This is a genomic window from Chloroflexota bacterium (genome assembly GCA_026713825.1).
In the GTDB taxonomy this organism is placed as follows: domain Bacteria; phylum Chloroflexota; class Dehalococcoidia; order Lucifugimonadales; family UBA1127; genus UBA1127.
Window position 1 is genome coordinate 1 of record JAPONS010000089.1, and the last position, 25,719, is coordinate 25,719.

The 25,719-nt window shown below is 60.9% G+C and carries 19 protein-coding genes; 9 read left to right on the plus strand and 10 right to left on the minus strand.

What is annotated here, in order from left to right; translation table 11 throughout:
• The first annotated feature begins 596 nt into the window (after positions 1–596).
• The gene (locus OXC99_10970; GenBank protein ID MCY4625504.1) at positions 597–1,886 is read left to right on the plus strand and encodes a Rieske 2Fe-2S domain-containing protein; all 1,290 of its coding nucleotides are present in this window, start codon (positions 597–599) and stop codon (positions 1,884–1,886) included.
• Positions 1,887–2,050: 164 nt separating this feature from the next.
• Positions 2,051–3,160: an alcohol dehydrogenase catalytic domain-containing protein gene (locus OXC99_10975; protein MCY4625505.1), complete on the plus strand. Its 1,110-nt coding sequence runs from the start codon at positions 2,051–2,053 to the stop codon at positions 3,158–3,160.
• A gap of 81 nt (positions 3,161–3,241) precedes the next feature.
• On the opposite strand, the gene secF is transcribed toward OXC99_10975, so the two are convergent.
• From secF to def, 4 genes are all read right to left on the minus strand, one after another.
• The gene (secF, locus tag OXC99_10980) at positions 3,242–4,183 is read right to left on the minus strand and encodes a protein translocase subunit SecF (protein MCY4625506.1); all 942 of its coding nucleotides are present in this window, start codon (positions 4,181–4,183) and stop codon (positions 3,242–3,244) included.
• 3 nt (positions 4,184–4,186) lie between these two features.
• On the minus strand, positions 4,187–5,557 hold the full coding sequence (secD, locus tag OXC99_10985) for a protein translocase subunit SecD (protein ID MCY4625507.1): 1,371 nt from the start codon (positions 5,555–5,557) through the stop codon (positions 4,187–4,189).
• A complete protein-coding gene (locus OXC99_10990; GenBank protein ID MCY4625508.1) occupies positions 5,550–6,968 on the minus strand; it encodes an HD domain-containing protein in 1,419 nt (472 codons plus the stop codon). The genes secD and OXC99_10990 overlap by 8 nt, the downstream gene beginning before the upstream one ends.
• An 88-nt stretch (positions 6,969–7,056) precedes the next feature.
• Positions 7,057–7,617 (minus strand): peptide deformylase, encoded by a 561-nt coding sequence (def, locus tag OXC99_10995; protein ID MCY4625509.1) that lies wholly within the window; start codon positions 7,615–7,617, stop codon positions 7,057–7,059.
• A 222-nt stretch (positions 7,618–7,839) separates the two neighbouring features.
• Between def and OXC99_11000 the strand changes: the two genes are divergently transcribed.
• Positions 7,840–8,826, plus strand: a complete 987-nt coding sequence (locus OXC99_11000; GenBank protein MCY4625510.1) for an ABC transporter ATP-binding protein — start codon at positions 7,840–7,842, stop codon at positions 8,824–8,826.
• A 78-nt stretch (positions 8,827–8,904) separates the two neighbouring features.
• On the opposite strand, the gene OXC99_11005 is transcribed toward OXC99_11000, so the two are convergent.
• Positions 8,905–9,345: an Hsp20/alpha crystallin family protein gene (locus OXC99_11005; GenBank protein ID MCY4625511.1), complete on the minus strand. Its 441-nt coding sequence runs from the start codon at positions 9,343–9,345 to the stop codon at positions 8,905–8,907.
• A 206-nt stretch (positions 9,346–9,551) separates the two neighbouring features.
• Here OXC99_11005 and OXC99_11010 point away from each other — a divergent pair, with 206 nt between their 5' ends.
• The 5 genes from OXC99_11010 to OXC99_11030 all read left to right on the plus strand — a co-directional run bounded on the left by OXC99_11010 (position 9,552) and on the right by OXC99_11030 (position 16,181).
• Positions 9,552–10,523 carry a J domain-containing protein gene (locus OXC99_11010; protein MCY4625512.1) on the plus strand — a complete coding sequence of 324 codons (972 nt, stop codon included), beginning with the start codon at positions 9,552–9,554 and terminating at the stop codon, positions 10,521–10,523.
• Positions 10,523–10,894, plus strand: coding sequence for a MerR family transcriptional regulator (locus tag OXC99_11015; protein MCY4625513.1), 372 nt, complete (start codon positions 10,523–10,525; stop codon positions 10,892–10,894). Before OXC99_11010 ends, OXC99_11015 begins: the two co-directional genes overlap by 1 nt.
• Positions 10,895–10,919: 25 nt before the next feature.
• Positions 10,920–13,385 (plus strand): AAA family ATPase, encoded by a 2,466-nt coding sequence (locus tag OXC99_11020; GenBank protein ID MCY4625514.1) that lies wholly within the window; start codon positions 10,920–10,922, stop codon positions 13,383–13,385.
• Between the two features lie 147 nt (positions 13,386–13,532).
• Entirely contained in the window at positions 13,533–14,483 is a 951-nt protein-coding gene (locus OXC99_11025; GenBank protein ID MCY4625515.1) for a cyclase family protein, read from the plus strand.
• An 18-nt stretch (positions 14,484–14,501) separates the two neighbouring features.
• Entirely contained in the window at positions 14,502–16,181 is a 1,680-nt protein-coding gene (locus OXC99_11030; GenBank protein ID MCY4625516.1) for a thiamine pyrophosphate-binding protein, read from the plus strand.
• 187 nt (positions 16,182–16,368) lie between these two features.
• On the opposite strand, the gene OXC99_11035 is transcribed toward OXC99_11030, so the two are convergent.
• The 5 genes from OXC99_11035 to OXC99_11055 form a co-directional block, all read right to left on the minus strand.
• The gene (locus OXC99_11035; protein ID MCY4625517.1) at positions 16,369–16,812 is read right to left on the minus strand and encodes a hypothetical protein; all 444 of its coding nucleotides are present in this window, start codon (positions 16,810–16,812) and stop codon (positions 16,369–16,371) included.
• Positions 16,813–16,954: 142 nt separating this feature from the next.
• On the minus strand, positions 16,955–18,292 hold the full coding sequence (locus OXC99_11040; protein ID MCY4625518.1) for a Rieske 2Fe-2S domain-containing protein: 1,338 nt from the start codon (positions 18,290–18,292) through the stop codon (positions 16,955–16,957).
• An 82-nt stretch (positions 18,293–18,374) separates the two neighbouring features.
• On the minus strand, positions 18,375–21,287 hold the full coding sequence (locus tag OXC99_11045) for a DEAD/DEAH box helicase (protein MCY4625519.1): 2,913 nt from the start codon (positions 21,285–21,287) through the stop codon (positions 18,375–18,377).
• Positions 21,288–21,311: 24 nt separating this feature from the next.
• The gene (locus OXC99_11050; protein ID MCY4625520.1) at positions 21,312–22,403 is read right to left on the minus strand and encodes a hypothetical protein; all 1,092 of its coding nucleotides are present in this window, start codon (positions 22,401–22,403) and stop codon (positions 21,312–21,314) included.
• Positions 22,404–22,576: 173 nt separating this feature from the next.
• Positions 22,577–23,479 (minus strand): PAC2 family protein, encoded by a 903-nt coding sequence (locus tag OXC99_11055; protein MCY4625521.1) that lies wholly within the window; start codon positions 23,477–23,479, stop codon positions 22,577–22,579.
• Positions 23,480–23,712: 233 nt separating this feature from the next.
• Between OXC99_11055 and OXC99_11060 the strand changes: the two genes are divergently transcribed.
• Positions 23,713–25,536 (plus strand): tetratricopeptide repeat protein, encoded by a 1,824-nt coding sequence (locus tag OXC99_11060; protein MCY4625522.1) that lies wholly within the window; start codon positions 23,713–23,715, stop codon positions 25,534–25,536.
• Positions 25,537–25,719 lie beyond the last annotated feature (183 nt).

A 25,719-nucleotide genomic window follows, 5' to 3' on the forward strand; every position in this document is an offset into this window, starting at 1 on the left:
TCGGGAAACTCCCCGGCGGGGGTTGGGGGGGAGGAAACCAAGGGGGGGGGGGGGCCGCCGCCGCCAACCACCGACCTCCACCCCTGACACGACCGTGTTGCCCCGCCGCCACTCCCTCCGCTACCGTCTCCCCATGGAAGCCGCAACCATCCATCGCAATCGGCAAATGCTCAACGCCCGGCCTGTCACACTGCCAATGATTTGCTTGACGCCGGCGTCCCTGTCAGGGGTTGGACACGCGGAGGGAGTGTTCTGCACCAAAATAATAGTCTTGAATCTGAAATGCGACAGGCCCCCTACGAATCAAATGCGAAACAACCTCTGCTGCAGCTAGGGAAGAGTCATGTACGAATGTCAAACGAATGGTGGTTGCCCCGTAGTTCCCGTGCAGAAAGGACCTTCCGCAACCCTCGCTTGGTCCGTTGCCCGGAGACCCCCAGAGCCTCGTGCTCTTGAATGCCCTGACTCATCCTGCTTGCTTACGCGCGTGAGCGGCGCGCGCTGAGCGTGACACGTCGCGCGGGGAGGAGTATCATACCGCAACCGCACGGGGTGCCGTGGGGCGCTCCGTCCTGTGTATAGAGGAGAGTGGTGAGATGTTGAGCGACGCTGACAACGAATACATGTGTCGAGTTGGCCCGGGCACGCCCATGGGCGAGTACGTGCGCCGCTTCTGGGTACCGTTCCTGCTGCCGGAGGAATTGCCGGAGCCGGATTGCCCGCCGGTCCGCACCACGCTGATGGGCGAAGATCTCGTCGCGTTCAAGGACTCCAACGGCGAGATTGGCCTTGTGGACAACTACTGTCCGCACCGCCGCGCCAGCCTTTTCTTCGGCCGGAACGAGGAGTGCGGAATCCGCTGCGTCTACCACGGCTGGAAGTTCGACGTGAACGGCGACTGTGTCGACATGCCGTCGGAGCCCGCCGAGTCCAACTTCAAGGACAAGGTCAAGATCAAGGCCTACCCGGCGCGCGAGTACGGCGGCCTCATCTGGGCCTACATGGGCCCCGCTGAGTACATGCCGGAGCTGCCGCTCATTGACTGGGCGACCCTGCCGGACAGCCAGCGCGTCATCTCCAAGCGCGTGCAGGAGAGCAACTGGGTGCAGTCCGTGGAGGGCGGCATAGACTCCAGCCACATCTCCTTCCTCCACAGCGGCGTCACGCCCTTCATGCGCGACAACCCGGACAAGCGCCCTCCGGCCCGCGTCGGAAGCCAGACGGTGAACTTCACCACCACAGACACGTCGCCCCGCTTCGTCGTCGATGAGACTGAGTACGGCCTCCTGATCTCCGCTCGCCGGAACGCCGACCAGGACCGCTACTACTTCCGCATCACCCAGATGCTGATGCCCTTCTACACCATGATTCCCGGCTCCGTTGAGCCCGGACGGCAGATCGGCGGTCACGCATGGGTTCCTATCGACGACTACAGCTGCTGGAACTTCAGCATCTCCTGGAACCCCTACCGTCCCTTCACCCAGGAAGAGATCAACGAGCACTGGAGCGGGACCGGCATCCACGCGCTCACTGACTACAAGTACCGGCCCCTCAGCAACAGCGCCAACGACTACATGATCGACCGCGAGGAGCAGCGCTACAGGACCTTCACCGGCATCCGCGGCATCGGCGAGCAGGACATGGGCACGCAGGAGTCCATGGGCGCCCTGACCTGGCGCGCAGGCGAGCACCTCGGCTCCAGCGACTCGGCTATCATCGCCTACAGGCGCCGGCTGCTGAAGGAGGCCCGCAACCTGCAGGAGGGCATCGAGTCCTACGCAGCCACCCACCCTGAGTGCTACAAAGTGCGCTCCGCCTCGGTGCTCATCAACCGAAGCGAGGACTACCGCGTGGCTGCGGCCGACCGGCTGGCAGCCCGAATCTAGGGTCATCGGCGCGAGCTCGTTCGCCCTGAGCTTGTCGAAGGGCGGCGCCCCAATCGTCATTCCTGCGGAGGCAGGAATCCAGGGGCGGGCGTCGGGGAAGCTGTTTGCCCTAAGCCTGTCGAAGGACGACTGGCATACATTTAGTCGAAGAGCGGAGGGACGTCATGGCAGAGAAGTCAGCGGCGGCAGTCATTATTGCGCCAAGGGAGTTCGAGATCCGGGAATTCGACCTGCCGGACATCCCGCCCGACGGCGGGCTCCTGCGCATCGAGCGCTGCGGCATTTGCGGCAGCGACGTCCACGGCTACGACCGAATGGGCGAGGGCGTGCGCATCATGGGCCACGAGAACCTCGGCTGGGTTGCCAAGATCGGCTCAGAGGCGTCCAAGCGCTGGGGCGTGAAGGAAGGCGACCGGGTTGCGGTGGAAGAGTACGTGCCATGCGGCTCCTGCGAGCTGTGCCGCACTGGGTACCCACGCTTCTGCCCTCAGACCAGCTCCTTCGGTCACACCGGCGAGAATCCGCGCCTTTGGTACGGCTCCACGCCCATCGACGTGGAGCCAGCCCTCTGGGGCGGCTACAGCCAGTACATGTACATGCATCCGGGCGCCATGGTGCACAAGGTCCCGGACCATGTCGACGCCTCGGAGGCCGCCTTCTTCCTGCCGTTCAGCAATGGCTACGAATGGGCCGTCGAGTACGGTGGCGCCTCCATCGGCAAGACCGTTGTCGTACAGGGCCCGGGTCAGCAGGGTCTCGCGGCTGTCATCGCGGCGCGGGAGGCGGGAGCGTCCATGATCATCGTCAGCGGCATGGGCCATGACGAGCACCGCCTGGAGATCGCGCGCCGCATGGGTGCCGACTACACAGTGGACGTAGAGGCCGAGGATCTCGTCGAGAAGGTTATGCAATACACCGGTGGCCACGGCGCGGACGTAGTCGTGAACGTAACCGGTGGTGGCCGTGAGACGGTCAAAGAGGGCATCGACATGGCCGCGTTTAACGCCGTGGTCTGCCTGCCCGCGGCTGGCAACGAGACCATCTCCGTGGGCGGCACCGGCCGCAAGAACCTCACCATGAAGTGGTGCCATGGCCACTCCTATCGGTCGGTGGAGCGGGCCATCAGCACCATTGCTTCCGGGCGCTACCCCATCAAGGAGATCGTCACCCACCACTTTGGGTTGAAGGACCTCAAGTATGCCATCGACTCTGTCGGCGGCATCGGCGCCCCCGGCGCCATTCACGTCAGCATCGACCCATGGATGGACCTCTAGCTGGACCCTGAGACAGTAAGAGGGCCCCGCTCCCAATTGGAAGCGGGGCCCTTCTTGTCGGTTGTGTGATGTTGGGTTGCGCTACCCCCTCGTCGTCGCGTCCGCTGGAGTGCTGCGGCGGAAGGGCAGCCACCCGCGCTGCTCCCACACGAGCAGCAGCTGGCTCGCAATGCCTATGGAGCTGTACGTCCCCACAATGACACCGATGAGCAGCGTGTAGAGCAGGCTCTGAATAGTGCCGCCGCCCATGAGCAGCAGCGCCAGGATCACCGTGAGCGTCGTGATGCTGGTGGTAAGGGAGCGGCCCAGCGTCTCCATGATGCTCACGTTGATGGTCGTCGCGAAGTCACGCGAGATGCGGCGCGCCGTGTTCTCCCGGATACGGTCGAACACCACGATGGTGTCATGCACGCTATAGCCCACCACTGTCAGGATGCCCGTGATGAACATCGCGTTCACCTCAAGGTCGATCACCTTGCCCAGGATCGAGAACAGGCCAAGCGTGATGAGCACGTCGTGAATACCGGCAATGATTGCGGCGGCGCCCAGGCGCAGGGAATTCGGCATGAGCCGGAAGGCGAACGAGATGTAGAGCATAATGAAGACCGACGCCACACCCACGGCGATGCCCGCATTCCGGATGGTCTCCTTAGCGACAACCTCTGAGACTGCGGAGAGCTCCGAGCTCTCTATTGCGCCGAACTCCAGTTGCAGGCGTTCCTCGATGGTCTCGCGCTCGGAGACGTCGCCCTCGGTCATGGGGCTCTGCAGCGTGCGGGTACGGATGAGGACACCCGTGTCGCCGAGGCGCTGAACGACAGCTTGGGAGTGTCCGAGGTCGGCCATAACCTCGCGGATGCGGGCCTCGTCGATTACATCGGCGAAGGTTACTGAGAGGGCTGAACCGCCCTCGAACTCGATGCCCACCTGGAAGCGTGGCTGAATCACCATGCTGACAATACCCACCAGGATGATGATGGCGGAGAACATGAAGAAGAATTTACGCTTGCCTACAAAGTCCATAGCCTACCCTCTCCCTCCCTGGGCCTGGGACCTACGGCCAGGACCCGTGACCGTCGCTCGCCTGCCGGGCACCGGCGTAAAGAGACCGGTGAAGTGGGAGAGCGGCGTCATCGCAAGAATGCGCAGTAGCGTTTGGCTGATGATGACGGCGGTGAACATGCTAGTCGCAACGCCGATGAAGAGCGTGACCGCGAATCCGGTGACGGCGGACGCGCCAAACCTGGACCCGAACCAGAACAGGATGGCGCACGTGATCATGGTCGCGACGTTGCTGTTGAGAATAGCTGGCCACGCTCGGCTGAAGCCGGTGGCGATGGCGCCAAGCAGCGCCCGGCCCGTTCGCAGCTCTTCTTTGGTGCGCTCCGATATGAGGATGTTCGCGTCCACCGCTACTCCGATGGACAGAATGAACCCCGCAATGCCCGCAAGGGTCAGCGTCACAGGCACCAGTTTGACGATGAACATGACGAGCACGATGTAACAGATGAGGGCAAGGCTCGCCATGATGCCCGGGACTCGGTAGTAGAGGATCATGAAGAGCACCACGAGCCCGAAGCCGATCATCCCCGCTACAAGGCTGCGGTTCAGTGACTCCTCGCCCAGGGTGGCGTCCACGTTCTGCTCGGATATGACAGCAATAGGAGTGTCGAGCCGGCCTTCCTCCAGTTGAATGGAGATGGTGCGCACCCGTTCGAAGGTGAAGTCCGGGCCCTCGATGAAAGCCTGCCCGCCCAGAATGGGCTGACGCGCGACGGGTGCGACGATCTCGTCATTGTCGAGGAAGATCGCCGTACGGTTGTTGGTCCCGGCAATGCGTGCGGTCGACTCGGCGAACAGCCGCGCGCCTTCGGAGTTGAACTCAAGGTTGACGATAGGGTTGCCGGTGGTCGGGTGTGTGCCGGCGTAAGCGCGTGCGAGGAGTTCGCCGGTAAGGCCTATGTCAATGTCGGAGAAGTCCGTGCAGGCCGCATCGTTGCAGATGCGCTCCTTGAATTCGAGCTTGCCCGTCTGCCCGATGAGCCGCTTGGCTTCCTCCACGTCCTCCACGCCTGGGAGCTGTATAAGGATGCGGTTCTCCCCGAGGAGTTGGATGGACGGCTCCGTAACGCCGAAGGCGTTGGTGCGCCGCTCGATCTTTTCTTGTACACCCGCCATTTGCGACGCGGTGACGCCATCTTCGACTGCCTCGTAGATGAGCTGGACGCCGCCCTGCAGGTCCAGCCCAAGCGTCAGTCCCAGTGGACCGTCATCTTCGCCCCGGGCGAAGTTGAAGGTGAAGATGTTGATGTCGTAGCTCTTCACGGCGAGTCCCCACACCGCAACTGCGACGAGGATGACAACGAGGGCCAGCCGCCTCATGTCCCTGTTAACCATGCCGCGCCTCCACGTCGGCGGGCGATCTTCCCAACACTTGGCTCACCAGGGTCACCGCCTCTTCTCGAGTTTTCACCTCGCCCGCCAAGCCGGACTCCTGCACCATCTCGAGGAGAGGGCGCAACTCCGGGCCGGAAGGCAAATTGAACAGCGTCATCAAGTCATGACCGGTCAGCAGCCGTTCGCGGCGCTGTGGGGCCTTCTGGGCGCGGCCCTCGTCCAGCGTGTACCGGATCCGATCGCAGTGCATGGCCCAGTTGTCCATCTCCAGTTCGGGACCCCGGGCCGCCAGGTAGTCGGCAATGCTAAGGTAGAGTGTGTCAACTGCCACATCCTGCAAATCGCGGTAGTACCGGTAGACGGCGCGGGCCGTCGGCAGATCGCCCTTCTGTGCCAGTTGGCTGGGACGCAGGTGATGCTCAACCATCACGGCGACTGCCTCGCGTGCCTTTCCGCTGGTCCGTAAGCGGTGCAGCACGTTTCGGGCCGTTGTCGCGCCCTTCACTGGATGGCCGAGGAACCGCACGCGGCCGTTGGGCTGCACCGACTTGGTTTCCGGCTTCGCCACGTCGTGGAGCAGGCAGGCGAATTTCAGGAACGTGGCCCGCGTGTGGCCGTCGGCATACTCCTCCGTAAAGTAGTCGTCTGCCCAATCCGGCCATGGGATGTGCCTTCCCGCTGGGTCGCTTGCGCGGTAACCCCCGTCGAGCACCTTCTCTGCGAAGTCCACGCAGTGCAGCGTGTGGTGGAAGACATCCCAGTGGTGCTCCACCGGCTGCGTTACGCCGCGGGCCGGCGCAAGTTCCGGCAGCACTGCGTCGAGCAGCCCAAGCTCGTCCAGTAATTCCAGCGAGCGGCCCACATGCGGAAGGGACAATATGGTCAGCAGCTCTTCGCGCAGACGTTCGGCCGAGACGTTGGCCAGCAGCGGAGCATGCTCCATGACGGCATGAGCGGTGTCAATGTCAATGAAAAATCCGGTCTGTGCGGCAATGCGCACTGAGCGCAGCGCACGCAGTGGGTCATCGGTGAGAACGCCGGGAGACGTCATACGAATGACACTGGCGCGCAGGTCCGCCACGCCGCCTGTGGGGTCGACAATCGGCCACTCGGAGACGGGACCGCCCGTGTCCGACAGCGGGACGGCTATGGCATCGACGGTGAAGTCTCGGAGACGCAGGTCGTCGTCAATGCCGCTGCCCTGCAAGGTGGAGACGTCGACGCGCCATGTGGCGCCACCGGTGGGCACGCCGTCTACGCGGTGGATACCACGCTCTGTATTGAGAGCCACCGGCGTGCCGCCCAGGGCCTGCGCGATGCTCGCCGCCAGCGCCTCGGCGCCCTCATGCACGGCGAGGTCGACGTCGTGGGTGGCGTGGCCCAACAGGGCGTCACGAACGTAACCGCCCACGATGCACGGCTGTGCTCCCGTGGCGGCGCAATGCGCACGAAGGCGTGGCAGAAGGTCCAAAGAAGTCCTTTCTAGACGGTGCTCCGGGCTATTTCTCTGCCGGTAGGCCGTCGTCTGTTGCCTCGACGGTGTCCGGCTCGTCGGTGTGTTCACGTCCGTACTGGGGCGGCGGCCCCTCGGACAGCTTCCAGATAGCATCCCTTGCCACCAGATGCTCCAAGTAGAGGTGGCCGTTCAGGTGGCCGATCTCGTGCTCCAGCGCCTGTGCCAGCAGGTTATCCCTCGCTGTCAGCCGGTGCTTGCGCCCCTGCAGATCTTGGTAGCGCACCTTTACTCGCTCCGAGCGGCTGACCAATCCCTGGTACCCAGTCACACTCAGGCAACCCTCGTACAGCTTGCGTTCGCCCTCCTGCGAAACCAGTTCCGGGTTCACGAAGACGCGGGCGTTCCCCTCCTCTGGGATCTCGATGACGCAGAGCATGAGCGGTACGCCAATCTGGTTTGCCGCAAGGCCAACTCCATTGGCTAGACGCATTGTCTCGATCATCTCCTCCACCAGCGGGGGCAGCGATGCATCGAAAGTGGTTACCTTCAAGGTCTTTCTTGTCAGCACCGGCTCCGGGAACTGGCAGATGGGTCGAACGTCCAAGCCCGCCCTCACGAAGAGAGTGTTGATTACAACTAGTCCATTATATGGACGGCCCTAGCCACAGTAAAGGAGCGGAGGCTCTCATGAAGCAGTCGAGGAGTGGCATTCCCGGCCTCACACGTAGCCTTGACTTTGATATGGGCTGCTGCAAAACTTAGCCGACGCTCAGTCCCCTATTAGATTCGCACATCTACTGACCAATGAGAGGGGTATCCGCGCGCCATGCCTCCGCTGCTGGAAGTCCGTGACCTGCACGCCCACTTCGTCACTCGCATGGGGACCGTAAAGGCCGTCAACGGTGTGAGTTTCACACTGGAGGAGGGACAGGTCCTCGGACTGGTGGGCGAGAGCGGGTCCGGTAAGAGCACCTTTGCGCTGTCGCTGGTGCGGCTTACGCCGTTCCCTGGGGAGGTCGTCGGTGGCACGGTAATGCTGAACGGCCGTGACCTCATGCAGATGTCTGAGATCGAGCTGCAGCAGGTCCGAGGCAAGGAAATCGGCATCGTGCTACAAGATGCCAACGCCGCGCTCAATCCCACACTGCGCATCGATAACCAGATGGTTGAAGCTCTGGAGGGGCACCTAGCAATGGGCCGCAAGCAGGCGGAGCGCTTGGCCGTCGACCTGTTGCGCGACATGGGGTTGCCGGACGCTCGGGAGATGATGAAGCGCTACCCGTACCAGGTCAGCGGTGGCCAGGCGCAGCGCATAATGCTTGCCATGGCGCTGGCACTCAGTCCCAAGATCATAGTCGCGGACGAGCCCACGGCCAACCTCGACGTGACCATCCAGGCGGAGATCCTTGCGAGGTTGCGGCGGCTGCAGAAGCAAAATGGAGCGGCCATCCTTTATATCACGCACGATTTGGGTGTCGTGAGCCGCATCGCCGATGAGATCGCCGTCATCTATGCGGGTTCCATCATGGAGCGGGCATCGACACGAAACCTATTCGACCGGCCGACCAACCCATACACGCACGCGCTGCTGCGGAGCCTGCCGCGCATCGACGTGAAGCAGCAACGACTCGAATCGATTCAAGGGCAGCCGCCGGATCTGATGGACCTTCCGGACGAGTGCCCATTCCTGCCGCGATGCGGCAAGGCGTTGGCAACCTGCCGCGTCAACCCCAAGCCCGGTTTGGTCGAGATGTACGAGGCCCACTTCGTCGCCTGCTTCAACCCTATGGACCCGGAGGGCAATCTGCGGTGACGGCCAACCCCTCCCGAACAAACAGGAACGGGACGCTCCAAGCGTCCCGTTCCTGTTGCCGAGGGAAGACGGCCGGAATTAGTTGCCGGCGTTGACCGTGAGCTTGCGTGCCTTCTTCTCTTCCGACTTCGGCAGGGTGACGGTAAGGACGCCAAGATCGTAGTTGGTGGCCGCTTCGTCCGCGTCGACCGACTCCGGCAGGCGGAGAGAGCGATGGAAGGTCCCGGCGCGTCGCTCCCTGACGATGAAGCGCTCGTCCCTGGTCTCCTCAGAGAACTCTGCCTTGGCATGGATAGAGAGGACGTTGTCCTCGATGGTGACGTCGATGTCCTCCGGCTTGAAGCCCGGGACAGATGCCGTTACCACGACTCCTTCCTCGCGCTCCGTTACGTCGAGCGGCAGGAGCCACTCGGCGGCGCCGGGGTTCTCTCCCCAGCGGCGGAATCCACGCCAACCGCGGTTGCGCTGGCCGTGGAACCTTCGCAGCTCCCTGAATGGGTCGTAAAGCAAACTGTACATGGTCTACCTCCTTGTTCTTGCGCGTGGGCGCTCCCTTGATGGTATGTACCAGACCCCAAACCGTGATGTCCAGCTTGGGGCTGACCTTGCTTCAAGGAATAGCATACTACCGAGCATTCATTCTGTCAATAACTTTCTTGAGAAATAAAAACAATAACTTGACATGAACCGTATCATACTTTATTGTTGACTTAAGAGAAGTGTATATGATGCCCGACTACTACAAGGTTCTCGGTATAGACCGGAATGCCGGCGAGAAGGATGTGCGCGCTGCCTTCCGTAAGCTCGCGCGCAAGTACCACCCGGACGTCAACCACGGCGAGCCCAGCGCCACCGAGCGTTTCAAGGAGATCAATGAGGCGCACGAGGTCCTCTCCAACCCCGAGTCCCGCCGCCTCTATGACCGCTACGGGGACAACTGGCGCGATGCCCAGCACGGAGGAGCGCCGTTTCAGGGTGGCCGCCGCTGGCGGACCGAGGCCATCGACCCCGAGGCATTCGACGATTTCTTCAACAGCGGGTCAGGCGGCTTCTTTGATTCGTTCTTTCGCACCGCTCGCGGCACACGGCAGCGTGGCCCCGGACCACAGCGTCCATCGCCGATGGAGCAGCCCGTCGAGCTAACGCTGGAGGAGGCCTTCCATGGCACAATCCGCGCTTTGCAGGTTGCCGGCCAGACGCCGTGCGCCGCATGCAATGGTGTGGGCGTCATCGGCAAGGCGACGTGCCGCGCATGCCTGGGGCAGGGCTATTCCTACCAGCCGGTCCGCGGTGAGGTCTCCATCCCGGCGGGAGTGGATAACGGCTCGCGCGTGCGCGTGTCGCCCGGTGGCCAGCAGGTCGTGCTCGTCGTTTCCGTACAGCCGCATCCGCGATTCGAGCGCAAGGGCGACGACCTCTCCACGGAGGTCACCGTCCCCCTCTACGACGCCATCCTCGGCGCGGAGGCCGTCGTGCCAACGCTGACAGGCCAAGTAGCGCTGAAGCTGCCGCCGGAATCGCAGAACGGCCGTGTATTCCGGTTGGGCCGTCAGGGCATGCCCAAGTTGGGCGCACCCTTGGATCGGGGAAACCTCTTTGTGACTATCAGGGCCGATCTGCCGTCAGACCTCTCCGACGAGGAGCGGCGGTTGTTCGAACGGCTTAGGGACATTCGCAACAACTCGGGAGGCGAGTAATGACGACGAGAGAGCAGCCGGGTTGGGACGAACCCTGCTACGTGATTAGCGTCGTGTCCCGCATGGTGGGCGTTACGGCACAGTCTCTGCGCTATTTCGAGCGCATCGAATTGGTGGAGCCCTCGCGGTCCCGCGGCAACATCCGTCTGTACTCGCCGCGGGACATAGAGAAGCTGCGGCGCATCAAGACACTGGTACACGACATGGGCGTCAACGCGGCGGGGGTTGAAGTCATCCTCCGCCTGACTGATCGCATCCAACAATTGGAGGGACATGTGGACTTCCTCCGCGACGAACTTGACCGAATGGTTGAGGGGGCCGAGAGAGACGTTGAGACGCAGACGGTCGAGGGTACCGTGCGCGAAGGCTAGTGCCGCTATACCTGGAGGCAGGCTCATGACGATGAATCCCGAAAACTTTACACAATCGGCTGTACAGGCCATCAGGCACTCGCAGGAACTTGTGCGGCATTACCGGCATTCCCAGTGGGACGTGGAACATGTCCTGATGGCCTTGTTGGAGCAACAGGACGGCGTGCCGGTGCAGGTGTTACGCGAGATCGGCGTTGACACGGCGGCGCTCCGAGCGGACGTCGCCTCCTCGCTGCAGCGTTCCCCTAGGCTCGAATACGAGTCTCAACAGATCTACCCGACGCCGCGTGTGCAGCGCATCATGCACGATGCGTCCGTTGAAGCCGAGAGACTCCGGGATGACTTCATTGGCACCGAGCATCTGTTCATCGCCATCAGCGATGAGCGGACGGGGGAATCGGCTGAGATACTACGCGCGCGCCGGGTCGACACGGAGACAATCTATCAGGCTCTCAGCAAAGTGCGTGGCTCGCAGCGCGTTACGGACCCCCACGCGGACGACCGCTATCGCTCGCTGGAGAAGTTTAGCCGCGACCTCACGCAGCTTGCACGTGAGGGCCGTTTGGACCCCGTCGTGGCGCGAGATAAAGTCGTGCAGCAGGCGGTCCAAACGCTCGCTCGGCGTACCAAGAACAACCCGGTTTTGCTCGGCGAAGCGGGAGTAGGAAAGACCGCCGTCGTCGAGGGGCTGGCGCAAGCCATCGCAACGGGCGGAGTGCCGGACGCCATCAAGGGCAAGCGCGTCTTGTGGCTGGACATGCCAGGGCTCGTGGCAGGGTCCAAGTTTCGGGGCGAGTTTGAGGAGCGCCTGAAGGCCGTCATGGACGAAGTCTTCGCAGCTAGGGGTGAGGTCATCCTCTTCATAGACGAGATCCACACCGTCGTGGGTGCGGGCGGCGCGGAGGGCGCCATTGACGCCTCCAACATGATGAAGCCGGCACTGGCTCGCGGTGAACTCCAGGTCATCGGCGCAACAACCCCCGACGAGTACCGCTGGTACATCGAGCGGGATTCAGCGCTCGAGCGACGCTTCCGGCCCGTGTGGGTGGACGAGCCCTCGGAGGAGGACGCCATCCTCATGGTGAAGGCGCTGCGCCCACGTTACGAGGCGCACCACGGCGTCACCATCGATGACGGTGCGGTGGATGCTGCCGTGCGCCTCAGCAAGCGTTACGTAACGGAACGCCACCTGCCTGACAAGGCAATCGACCTGATTGATGAGGCCGCGGCCAAGCTGCGTCTGCAAATGTCCAGTATGCCCGAAGGGATCAAAGAGTTGCAGCGCCGCGCGTCGGAATTGCAGGACCAGGAGGAGGCGGCCGCCAATCGCGCTGACTACCAGTTCGCGTCCGAACTGCGCGCCGAGCGGGTGCAGGTGGAGCACGCCGCCGCCACGGAGCGCGACGCCTGGTTGGCCGACGAGAAGCTGGACATGGCCGTCAGGGAGGACGAGATCGCGGCGTTGATCACCGTATGGACAGGTGTTCCCGTGAGCCAACTGATGCAGTCGGAGGCGGACCGGCTGCTGCACATGGAGGAGGCGCTGCACAAGCGGGTCGTCGGCCAGGAGGAAGCGGTGACGGTAGTGTCCGAGGCTATTCGACGCGCCCGGGCGGGCCTGAAGGACCCCAAGCGGCCTATTGGCGCGTTCATGTTTCTTGGGCCTACGGGCGTCGGCAAGACTGAGTTGGCTCGGACCTTGGCGGAGTTCCTCTTCGACGACGAGGAGGCGCTCATCCGCATCGACATGTCGGAGTATATGGAATACCACACCGTCTCGCGGCTGGTCGGCGCCCCCCCGGGCTATGTCGGCTATGACGAAGGCGGCCAGCTCACGGAGCAGGTGCGCCGCCGTCCGTTCCGCGTAGTGCTCTTTGATGAGATCGAAAAGGCGCACCCCCAGGTGTTTAACATCCTGCTTCAACTGCTGGAGGACGGCCGCTTGACCGACGGCCACGGCAACGCGGTCGACTTCCGCAATACGATCATCATCATGACGAGCAACGTAGGGACGGGAGACATCGGCCGGAGCAACGCCATGGGCTTTCGGCGTGGCGACGCCAGCTATGAAGCCCAGCGCGAGCGCACGCGCGTAACGATTGATATTGCTCTGAAGAGGGAGTTCCGCCCGGAGTTTCTCAACCGTCTGGATGAAGCCATCATCTTTGACTCACTGACCCGCGACGACCTGCACCGAATTGTTGAGTTGATGGCGGTCGCGGTGCAGTCGAGGCTGGAGGAGCAGTCCATCGCTCTACGTGTTTCTGATGCCGCCAAAGACTGGCTGGTGAAGGAGGGCTACGATCCGGTGTATGGCGCCCGGCCGTTGCGGCGGGCGGTGCAGCGCCACATCGAAAACCCGCTGTCCAACCGCATCCTGAACGGAGACTTTAGTCACGGCGACACGGTCTATGTCGACGTGTACGCCGATAGCAACGGGCTATCGTTCGTTGCGACGGCCACACCAGCAGAGACAGTTGTGGCTGCATAGGCGCTCCGGAGTGGTTTGAGACGAGGGGGTTAGCCCTGTGCCGCCCCTCGCTTTGTCTTGCCCCAACTGTCCCTCGCAGGTATCCTTGCCTCTGCCGGTGCAGCGTGCAGCGGCCGACTTACGTCCTCGGGCTAGTGAGGTGCAGCCATGCCGGACTTGCCGACGCAAGACGAAGTGCTCGCTTACTTCGAGTCTCTGAGCAACTGGGGTCGCTGGGGCGACGATGACCAGCTTGGCACCATGAACCACATCACACCGGAAACGCGCCGTCGTGCTGTGTCGCTGGTGCGAGAGGGCGTTACCGTGTCGTGCTCGCGAACGCTCAACAACGCTCCCGGCCCGGATGTCATGGCACAGCCCGTCCACTACATGATTGAATCGGGTGAGGGCTACGCGCATGACGAGAAGGCAGGGCCGCCACGGCCCTATCAGACATCATCGGACTTTATCGGCGTGGCCTTCCACGGCCATACCGTCACCCACGTCGACAGCTTGGCGCACTTTTTCTTCGACGGGAAAATGTACAACGGCAAGCCGTCCAGCCTCGTGTCCACCCGCTACGGCGCCACGTGGGAATCGATTGAAGTGCTGCAGGGCGGCATCCTGACCCGCGGTGTCCTGCTGGACATCCCTAGGCTGCGCGGCGTCCCGTGGTTCAACCCCGGCGAGGGCATCCTCCGTGAGGATATTGAAGCGGCAGAGGAGGCACAGGGCGTGCGTGTGGAACCTGGTGACGTCCTGTTGGTGCGCACAGGGCAACTCCGGCGACGTGCCGAGTTGGGGCCGTGGAACATCGCCGGAGAGGGAGGCACCGGCACGCACGCCAACTGCCTGCCCTTCTACCACGAGCGCTCCATCGCCATGCTCGGCTCCGACACCGGCAACAGCCTGGTACACCCCGGGTTCGACCGGTTGGGGAACCCGGTTCACCAGGTTGGCATCGTGGCCATGGGACTCTGGATCCTTGACAACGCGGACCTGGAGGCGCTGACAGAGGCATGTCAGGAGCGTGGCCGCTGGGAGTTCATGCTCACAATCAATCCCCTGCGTATTGAGGGCGGCACTGGCTCTCCCGCAAACCCTGTAGCAGTCTTCTAGAAATAAGAGGAATCAGACATGGCGCGATTGTCGCCCGGTCAGTCCGTAGTGGAGGCGCTTAGAGCCGAGGGCATTTCCTACGTCTTTGGCATCGTAGGCGGCACATTCCTCGAGATTCTCGACGCCCTCTATGACGCCGAGGACATCAAGTTCGTCAGCACCCGCCACGAGCAAGGTGCAGCCTTCATGGCGGACGGCTTCGCCCGTGCGTCTGGGAAGTCGGCCGTTTGCCTTGCAACCAACGGTCCAGGCGCGACAAACCTCGTCACTGGCGTCTACGCCGCCTACACCGGCCATTCCCCGGTCATCGCCATCGCCGGCGCACCTGCCCGCGACGTCGTCTATCGCGACGCCTTCCAAGAAGCCGATCACGTCTCTCTCTTCCGTCCCGTCACCAAGCGGGCGCTCAGCGTGAACACATCCGAACGCATACCTGAGCTCTTCCGCCACGCCTTCCGCACAGCCATGACTGGCAAGAAGGGCCCGGTCTTCATCGACATCCCTCGCGACCTTCTGGACGGTGCCCCTATCGAACACCCGGAGGCAAGTCCGCCATCCTACCGCGTCCACCAGCGGTTGCCCGCCGACCCCGAGCTTGTGGGTCGCTCGGCATCGCTGCTGGCATCAGCGGAGCGGCCGGTCATCGTCGTGGGCGGTGGCGTAATCCAGAGCGGCGCCTCAGAGACGGTTGTGCAGATCGCAGAGCTTCTCTCTGCGCCGATGATCACCAGCTATGGCCGCAACGACGCTGTCCCCAACGGTCACGCCCTTTATGTCGGCCCTCTTGGCCGCGCGGGTGCAGTCGAGGCGGGGCAGATTTGCGCCCGCGCTGATGTCATCCTCGCGGCGGGGACGCGCCTCTCAAACTTCACCTCCTTCTACGACAACCGCTACATATCGGCGGACGCGAAGGTCATTCAGATTGAAATTGACGAGCGAGAACTCGGACGAAACTACCCTGTGGCCGTCGGTATCCAGGCCGACGCGGGCGCCGCGCTGTCAAGCATGCTTGAGGCCCTGCAGCCCCGAGATGCTCAGCCCGACCGCGCCGCGTGGGCTGCCGAGGGCGCGGCCCTCAGGGCGCAGCGCCGCGCCAGGCTAGAAGACGAGTCAACATGGACGGGCACACCACTGAAGCCGCAACGTGTCTACGGCGAGTTGCGGAAGGTGCTGCCGCCGGAGGCCATTATGGTGTTGGACGCCGGTGCTTGCCCCGCCTTCGGCTACGACCGGCTTGACTTTCACCGTCCTGGAACGCTTATCACGCCGCTCGACTTCGGCGGGCTGGGCTTCGCCTTCCCGGAGGCCCTTGGCGCGAAGCTGGGCCGCCCCGATGCCCCCGTCGTCGCCATTCACGGCGACGGCGGTTTCCTCTTTAACGTGCAGGAGATCGAAACCGCCGTGCGTGAGGGCATCGCTATGGTTACCATCGTCATGAACAACAACGTCTGGGGCTCAGAGATGGCCTACCAGCAGGCGCTTTACCCTGGTCGGGAGATCGGCGCGCGCATCACCAACCCGCGGTTCGACAAGCTGGCTGAGCTCTTTGGCGCGCGTGGTTATTACGTGGACCGCGCGGAAGATGTCGGCGACGCCGTTACAGAGGCTATCGAGTCCAACCAGACGTGCGTCATAGAAATCCCAGTGGATCCCGACGAACTTCCCCGGCCTGCGCGGCTCGTGGAATCAGGCCGTTAGGGCGCGTCCTTATTCCAACGGCAAGGAAAGAGGGCGTTAGCTAACGCCCTCTCCTGATCTGTCCATGTTGTGGCGCGACGTTTGTTGTCTCGGGCCACAAACCGTGCTTTCCGACACCGGGCGGTTGACTTTGATGTACACCTCGCCGGATCCAAGTTGGTTTCCTTCCGGCTATTAAGTCTGAGCTTCACTCCATACCGTCTGAAAACTGCCACCCGTTGTCAAATGCAAGCCACTTGACGCGCCACACGTACTTGATCCCGCCCTTGTCTAGCGAGACCAGCTTGCATAAATATTTGTCCTCTTGGTTGAGCGAAATTGGTGAAGGGCCACCTGAATTGATGAAGTCCAACGCCCGGAGCACTTGCGTATCCCTAGGGCCCTCAACTTGAATCGACCAATAATCGAAGCCACCCTGAAAGCCCACGCCAGAGAGGTTGTGAAGCTCGACCCTATACGTAAGGGAACCGCTGAAGTAGGCATCGTTGGCAGCCTGGATTTCAGCATTGGCATTCCGGCGTTCCTCTTCCGCATCCCTGCCATGTATTTGCATCCAATCGCCCATGGACAATCGGTCCAATGGGTTGGTCCTTTGCCAATCGGCTTGGAGCAAAACAGGGTCGACCACCATAATGTCTGCTCGGCACCTATGCAGCCAGGGCTACACTCCCCCGCACCGTAAACAGACTCTCAAATAAAGTGTCACGGATTCCTCCAAACAGAACGGGGGCCCCAGAAGAGGCCCCCGTTTCCCAATGCCTGATTGAGGTATCTTACCGGTGCGGACCGCGGTCCGCACCCTCAAGCTCCGGCCGGTCCACGAACGCCTTGCGCAGATCGCGGGTCGCCTCAAACCAGCCCTGCCCCTTGGGCAAGATGGTGCCGCCCGATCGCTCCTGGTAAAGCTCCGGGCGGTCTACCGTGGCGGGAACCATACCTTCCTGCAGGTTGATGGAGGCGCTGATGATGCGTCGCCGGGTCTTGATGACCATGGAGTCGCTTGATCCAAGGTGCTCCTTGGTACGGTCAGCAATGGCGCCCATTTGCTCCGTCACCGACTGGTCCTGCAGGTGGATGCCGCTGATGCCGGTGAAGATCTTGTTGGTCTTCTGCGCCTCGCGGTCGATGCGGTAGTCGTTCTCCGCGCGAGCGGCCAGGCGCCAGCGGCCCAGGAAGCCGGTGCCCTGGGGGAGGAACTGGGGAAGGAGGCTGGCGCCCGGAACGTTGGTTCCTAGGCCGGCGCTGCCGATGCCGCGGGCGACGGGGTTGGGGCCGGAGATGTTCCAGAACATCGTGTGCTCGTCGTCGATCGGCACCCATGCCCGCACCAGGATCTGCCACCCCAGCACGCTGGTCGGGATCATGGTGTAGAAGGGCAGCAGAAAGTGGGCGATGCGCCAGTAGATGGAGTCCTCTTCCGCCGGTCGCCACGCGCCGTAGGACGTGCCGTAGTCCGTGTCGACCACGTCGTAGCCGAGGGGAGCGCGGTCTCTGACCGTATAGTAGTCGTAGGAGCCTGGCGACAGCTTGTCGGCCGTCACGCTGCCGAGGTGCAGGAAGCCCAGGTGAGACGTGTCGATGTCGCCCTCAAGCGCCTGCACGAAGTTGCAGTCACGCATGGCCGTCCAGACCGACTGCTCGACGTCGTCGGGCAACATGTTCGGCTCGATGTCCGGCAGCGGCGGAAGCTCCCTGCGTGGGCCCATGTATGTCCAGATGATGCCGCTGCGCTCCATGCAGGGGTAGGCCTTGATCTTGACCTTGTCCTTGAAATTGGACTCGGCGGGTTCCGACGGCATGTCGACGCAGTCACCGTTCACGTCGAACTTCCATCCATGGTAGACGCAGCGGAGCCCGCACTCCTCATTGCGCCCGAAGAAGAGGCTCGTGCGCCGGTGCGGACAATAGTTATCGATGAGCCCCACCTTGCCGTCGGTGTCGCGGAAGGCGACGAGGTCCTCGCTGAGCAGGCGCACGCGGACGGGGTCGCTGTCCGGGCTCGGCAGCTCCCTCGACATGAGGGCGGGGATCCAATGCTGCCGAATCATCTCGCCGGTGGGCGTCCCCGGCCCCACCTGACACATCAGTGCATTGTCACTGGCGGATAGCATAGTTTTCTCCTCCCCTTGCATACGAAAAGACTTGCGGGGAGTGTAGTGACTGAGGGTGCAGGCGTCAAGGTGAGGGGGAGTGTTACTGGAATACGAGATCCGCCGCAGCGAGAAGGATAAGGTCGTTGGGATGGCGAAACATTGTGCACCGGCTTGTCAAACGAGCGGCAGCCTCTGAGTCCAGTATATCGAGAAGGTGCCTACGCTCATCAGGTTCAAGGGCATGAGGCTCAACACGATAATCAGCCGGCTCAGTCAACATATCACCGAAGAATCGCGGGTGTGCAACAGGTGCTTTTTTTCCCTCTGGCAAAAATACTGGCAGCAACTCCTCCTCGCTTGCCACACCTTGGTCGTTTTGCCAGCGAAGTTTGAAGAGGGCAAGGGCCCCTGAAACCTCGCTAGGAACACTTGCGAATTCGCCTCTGAACTCAGGGGATTGAGCATACTCAATGAGCCACTTGAAGAACTCACTGCGAAAGTCCATTTGAGCTATGTCACCGTGTTCTTGGGCAAGTTGCCGGTCGGCAGTGACCACTACGTTGGAAGCGCGTGGTCGAAACTCAGAGAAGGCTCCGATGAGTTCCGGGGGCAAGTTTAGCCCTAATGCGCGCCCACCAAACCGACGCTCATATGTAATGCCTTTGTACGGGAGAATACCTTCCAAGAAGGCCAATACGTCGCTGGCACCAAGTGCATACAGAGTAGATGAGGTCGTTGGATCATACCCTTTCACATTGGCGAACAATCTATCTTGTTGCTCTTTAGCTTCTCTGGCACGTCGCAACGCTTCTTCTACTTCTGCCTCAGTGTGATTGATGTTCATTGCCTGACTGTTGGCTAGTAGCTCCGCCATGTCAAGCCGTTCTAACAGTTCACCCACGATTTCGGTTTCCATGCCCTCCTGATACTCAGCACTGACATGAGCCATATCTTGTGCAATGGCGTACACTCTTTGCAACATGAGGCCAAGCGTTTGATTGTCAAACCCATCGCTAGAAGTCAGATTAAACACCATGACACGTTCGTTTTGACCATAGCGATACAGCCGCCCTGCGCGCTGCACAAGACGGCTGGGGTTCCATGGCAGGTCGTAGTTTGCCATGACATGGCAGCGGTAGTGTAAATTGATCCCTTCCCCACCGGCCTCAGTGGAAACCAGGAACATGGCGCTATCGTCATTGGCAAACGCGCTTGTAGTTTCCCGCTTTTGCTCCAAACTCATGCCACCATTGAGTGTGAGAACACGTGAGAGAGGGAAGCGCTCTTGCAAAGCCTCCACCAAGTAATCTTGTGTGGATCGATATTCGGTGAATACCAGAAGTTTCTTGGCTTCTTCGTGCAAGGGAGTAGCAATCTCCGACAAGAATGACTCTAACTTCAAGTCCGATGTCTTCACGGCAGGAATGGATGCAAGGAGCCCTTCGATGTATTCTTTCTCTCCAGTAAAGAACGTCTGAGCACCCAATAACTGTTCAGTAAGACTATCCGCTGCATTGCCGAGATTGTCATCACCGTCGGTTCCGTCCTCGTAAGCATCTCTGTCTGTGTCAATGTTCATGGGAGGAGAAATAGGTGCACTGGGCCTTACGGCTACCGTAACCGCAGAGTCAGTTCGCCTCTCAAGCCGGGCCAGTCTCCTGTTCAGAGCGTCCTCGATTGCCTTGATGCTGGATGATGCTAGTTTCCGGTATGTTGTCATGACAAAACCAATTGCTCGCCCTTGAACTCCACCTCTACGAGAAGCGCTATAGCCGTTGCGCAAATACTGCAAAAGTTGCTCACTGAAAGCTTGGGCCTCTGTAGAGAGCGCAACCTCGATTCTGCGTGTGTCCTGTCCTCTGAAAAGGAACTCTCCGTTGACGTCTGTGGCAAGACTCTTTCTATTGCGAAGCACCATCTCAGGCACGACTTGATTGTCAAAGAAAATGTTACGTAAACGTTGATGTAAATCTGGGCGTAGCAGGTTCAATAGATTCACAAATTGCTCGGAGTGTCCTTGATGCGGCGTTCCAGTCAAGAAAACACACGCGTCAGTTTGAAGCCTTAGTTTTTGGAGAAGATTGTATCGAAGTGTAGTGGCTTGGCCGTGAATCTTGCTCAAATGGTGAGCTTCGTCACATACAATGACATCCCATACTCCGGAGGCCATAAATCGCTGAAGGTGGTTATCCGTCTTTGCTCTATCTATCGAAACGATCACTTTTTCGTATAGCCTCCAATGAGAGAGGTTATCGGTAGTGATAGAAAAGTCCAAGCCATAAATGCGGAACTCTTCATTAAACTTGTTCTTCATCTCATCTTGCCACTGACGAACCACCGCCGCGGGACAGACAACCAAGACCCGCCGCACTTGGCGCTGCCGCTTCATTGCCGCAAGGAGCAGGCCAACCTCAATAGTCTTTCCCAAGCCAACATCATCGGCTATGAGCCAATTCCGTTGGTCAGCGGTCATGATGCGATGGACAAGATCTATCTGATGTGGAAGCGGGTCCACATCCAGCCTGTCAAGGGATCCGGTTACCTGATTCCAAGAATCCAAGGCGTAAGCAAGCGCTTTGAGTCTGAAGCGCTGTACAGCGTCGGGGTCCGAGACCTCGCCGCGCGGAAACTTGAGGCGCGCGTCCATGACGCGTGCTAGGTTCTCGTACGGCAACCAGCGGCTTTCCCCTGTTGTGTGCAGTTGCACCAACGCGAGTTCGCGATCACCAATAGTCCGCACCGCGCGGATTGTACCGGTGCCCAACGAATGCCGAGTATTGGACACAGGTTGGTCTTTGACGACGAAACCTAGCTGGAAACCGCATCGCAGTTCATCCAACTGATGCCAGCGAAGCCCGTCCCGCCATTTCACCAGAACCAACGTGTTGTCGCCCTGCTCCTTGCGGTCGTTGACTTCTCCGATGGAGACTGAATCCCTCTGCAAAGGTGTTGCTAGCGACACCCAACAACCTTTGACTGGGACCAGACGCAAGGACGCTTGTGGATGAGTCATAGTTTCCAAGCCTCCGGGTAGAGATTACCATCCTAGCCCGTCATGCCAGTCCACAGGGTCATGCCAATCTTGCCGCGCAAACCAAGATTGTGCTCCACGGTCTTGCCGAAACTCTTCAATATCTTCATAGGTCGTAATCTTGCCAGGCAACTTGGATTTCGGAATGTGTAGCAAGTCCATACTCAGGTCTGGTCTGTACTGCCAGTCCTCTGCCTCATGAAGCTGTGCTCGGTAGACAGCAAAATCCACCAGTGAGAACAAGCCGTTGTCAACTCGGGTCCATACATTCAGGTTATCCCAGTCCTCAACCCACTCCTCGTTGATAATTTCATATATGGCGCAATCGATTCGCGAGTTGATGAGGCGCAAAGCCTTATCGAGGGTAAGCACCCTGTAATCCAGAATCGTCTCCCAATTCCATGCCCTCTTTTTTTCGGGATCCTTCCGCCACGTCAGCTTTCCCCACAGATCCTCACTTTCGGACCAGTGGGATCGGAAGGCGAGAAACATATCTAAAGAGCGTCCGTTCCAATTGTTGTCCTTCAACCATGAAAACCATCTGCCAAAGCGGGAACTGCTCATTAGTAACAATGTTTGCATGACCTCGGCCTTTACGGTTTCGTTGATCCCGTCAATGCCGCTCAGCCACATACTGATATCCAGTTCCCGTCGGTTGAGATCACCCCTTGGGACAAAGATGGGTTGCCGATCATTTTCCAAATCCTCTGGTGTAACGATACTCCACTCTGGGTCATCCAACGGGTCGAAGACTCGTTGGATTGTATGACCGGCATTCTCTTGCGGGATGTCCCAAACCTCATCCGATTCGGATGAGGTTTCGTCATCTTCCTCAGCCTCGTTAGGAGAGACTGCCCCTTGTTGCGATTCATCGGCCTCGTCATCAGGTGCAACAAGAGGTACTGTGTCTGGCTCGTCTGAGGCTTCAAGGGGGGCCTCATAGTCCTCGTCAGTGACAAAAACATCTTCTCGGAACAACGGCGTCTCCGACGCCTGCGGTGCTACCACAGCCTCCCATGGGTCATCTATGAGTTCCGACACAACCAAGGTGGCCGAGTAGTCTTCCTCTGACCACCGGTTGTTGAGCTCAAAGCTCAACTGGCTAGGTTGATGACGCCGCTGTGGCATGGCAATCGGCCTCAAGCACGGGTATCGAAGTGCACAGGACATGCAGCCGACAAAATCCAATACAGGTTAGTGTACACTAAAGACTGGATAAAGGATGAATAGCGCGAGAGAAGTCGCGACGACAACCCCAGCGCCGGACAACCCTAGTTCGGGTTGTCCAGGCGCTGGCTCATGTCCGCGAGGAAGCTCTGGATGTCGGCGGGGAGGTCCGAAGCGGCTTCTTCTTCGGCGGAACGCTCCTCCGCCGAGTTGGGGTGGCGCGAGTCGTAGTAGGATTCCAAGCGCTTGACCAACTCCTGCGCCGCCGGGTTGTTCTTGATCTCCGAGTCGAGCTCTGCGTACTGTTTGCGGCCCGCCTCTGTCTGCGGGAGGTCTGCAGGCATGGTGTAGACGGTGGCGAGGATTTCCAGCAGCCGCGCCGTGCCCGCGTAGTCGTGCTCCAATTGCGCGTACTGCGGCAGCCGAACCATGAAGCTGACATCCTCGACGCCGATCTTGGGTAACTCCTGCGAGAGGAGGTTCATGATCGAGGTTGGCCCCTCGTAGTTGCTGCGCCGCCGCGAGACGAGCCCCCGCAGGCCCGTCATCGGTTCGCCGTTGAGGGTGCCGGTGACTTGGAGGGGGCGAGTGTGCGGCGCGGCGTCGTACATGGCCCCGATGCGGCTGTACCGCTTCACATGTAGCGCCTTCAACACTTCGAGGATGGAGGCGATGTAGTCCTCGGCGTTTGCGTGAGGTTCGCGCACCTGCATCAGAATGATGGGCGGATCTGTGAGGCCCGACAAGTGGCTCACCCGGGTGTTGGGGACACGCTGCACGCGCTGCCCGTTGCGAAAACGCGTCGTCGGGCGGTAGCGCGTGAAGTCGAAGAAGGCGCCTGGCTTCTCCAATCGGCCAAGCTCCTGGGAGCCGAAGTAACGCTCGAGACGGCGCAGGGTGAGTGTGCCCACGCTGCCTGCGTCGAGCCATGGGTAGAGCATGGCGATGACGTGCGGCTCTTCAATGTGAGGGATCGGTTCAGTGAACTCAAATGCGCCGATCTTCATGGCCGCATGGTGCCAGAAAACTCCCAGATTTGCAACTATCCACCCATAGAAACTGCATCCTGACTGCCTTTCTCCCTAAATGAGACCATATCTCTACCCTCTAGGGCCAACCCTGTTTTACAATGAAAGACGGTTGCCCATCTTCCGATGTCCTGCCAGTCCTAAGGGGCTTTGCCTCGAAACCCTTACGATGGAGAAGCAAAGTGAAATCTACTAATGTGAGATTGTTCCTGTTGGCAGCGCTTGTGGCGCTCGCGGGCGCCTTCTTGTTTTCGGCTTGCACGGGCGAGCCGGAACCGGAGCCGGTCGCCACAGCGGTGCCGCCGCCCGTCCCGACCGCGGCCCCCACGGCCGAGCCGACTGCAGAACCGACACAGGCGCCGTCTGAGCCTGCACCCACACCGGCGCCGCAGCCGACTGCTACTTTCGTGGCGCCTCCCGCTCCGACGCCTACGCCGGTGCCTCCGACCCCCACGCCCGAGCCGACGCCGGAGCCGGTGGGGGTGTCCACTTACACCAGCGGCGTCTTTGACTTCTCCTTTGACTACCCCGGCGATTGGGACCTGACGCAGGAGGGGCGGACGGTCATGGCCAGCGCCCCGGGGCATGAGGCGGATGTCGCCGTGGACCTCCACATTCTCACCCGGCCCCTCGATGTGTTCGACTACACGGAGGATGTCGTGCTGGACAAGATGGAGCGCGCGCACCCCTCCTTCTTGGTCCGGCAGACCGCCGGCCAGCGGGTGAACGGCATGGTTCGGCTGGTGAATCGCGCAGAGTCCACCACGGAAGACGGGGTGGTCACCTATTTCAAGATATACACCGCTGCCGTTGGGCGGGTGGGGATCGTCTTTGTGCTGAAAGGGCCGGAGCAGGCGGCATTGGCCGCGCTGGAGCCGCAGTTCGACACGCTGGTCCGCGGGGCAAGCTTGCCTAACCCGGCGCTGGAGTTCCCGGACCTCACCATAGCCCGCCAGGGGGTGGGAACGGGCTACTCCAACGTCAGCAAGGCCCCCACGGGCGAGGACACCGTGTTTTATCCAGACACGCCCGCCCTCGTCGCCGTCGTGCGCTTCGATTCTCTGGGCGCCGACTCCGATGTCGCCTTTCATTGGTTCCGCGTTGACCGCTTCCACAGCGTGCTGGACGTGCTCGGTCCCACCGAGCCGGACGCCGACGCCGACGTGCATTGGTCCACCCTCACGCCCGATGGAGAGCTGGAGTTAGGCTTCTACCACGTCGTCGTGGTGGTGGACGGCTCCATCGTAGAGATCATTCACTACTCGGTGATCATGGAAGAGGGCGCGGAGTACCCGGACGCCAAGACCTTTGAGGACTGGGCGGCCTTCCTCCTGGTCAACGGTGAGCCGGAGCGAGCGGTCTACGCCGCCACCAAGTCCATTGAACTAGACCCGGCGGAGGCCCAGCCCTACATATGGCGGGCTGAGGCCTACGAGGAACAGTGCAAGATCCGCCCCGCTATCGCGGACCACTCGCGAGCGGTGAGGCTGCTGCCGGACAACCCCGTCACCGTGGCCACCAGAGGGCATGCCTATTGGTACGCCTTCGACTATGAGTTGGCACTGGCCGATTTCAACACGGCTTTGGAATTGGTGGAGGAGCTGCCTCAGGAAACCGACAGGCAAAGGCTTCGCTATACCATCTTGAAGGCCGCATACCACAACAATCGCGCCCTGGTACGCGTCAATCTCCTTCAGATAGGCGAGGCACTGGACGACATCAATGTATCCATTGAGTTGGAGCCAGACGAGCATAACTACCTGGATACGCGCGCCTATGTCTATTACAAGGGAGGCAGGTACGAGGAGGCGAAGGCAGATTACACTCGCGCCTTGGATCTGGGCTTTGAAAACCTCTATGTCTACTTGGGCCACGGCCTGACGCAAATCGCGTTGGGAGACCGAGAGGAAGGCCGCGCCAACCTGGAGCTTGGCCTGGAGCTCTTTGATGACTACCAGCAGCGGGACTGCCCGAACCCCCAGCTTGGCGACTTGCTGGCGGAAGCACGCTCGACACTGCAGACACTCGCGCCATAGCAGCCGCCTTAACGGCGCGGGTGGCCGAACGCCTTATTGCAGGGCCAAACGCTTTCGTTGATCCCTCCTTCTCAATGCCCGTTATCCGGGTGTAGTGGCAACTGCTCTTGACATAGCGAAATGCCGCTATATACTGCCAGCATTCACCCGTACGGCATCGTAGTTTGGCTTTACGGGGCAATC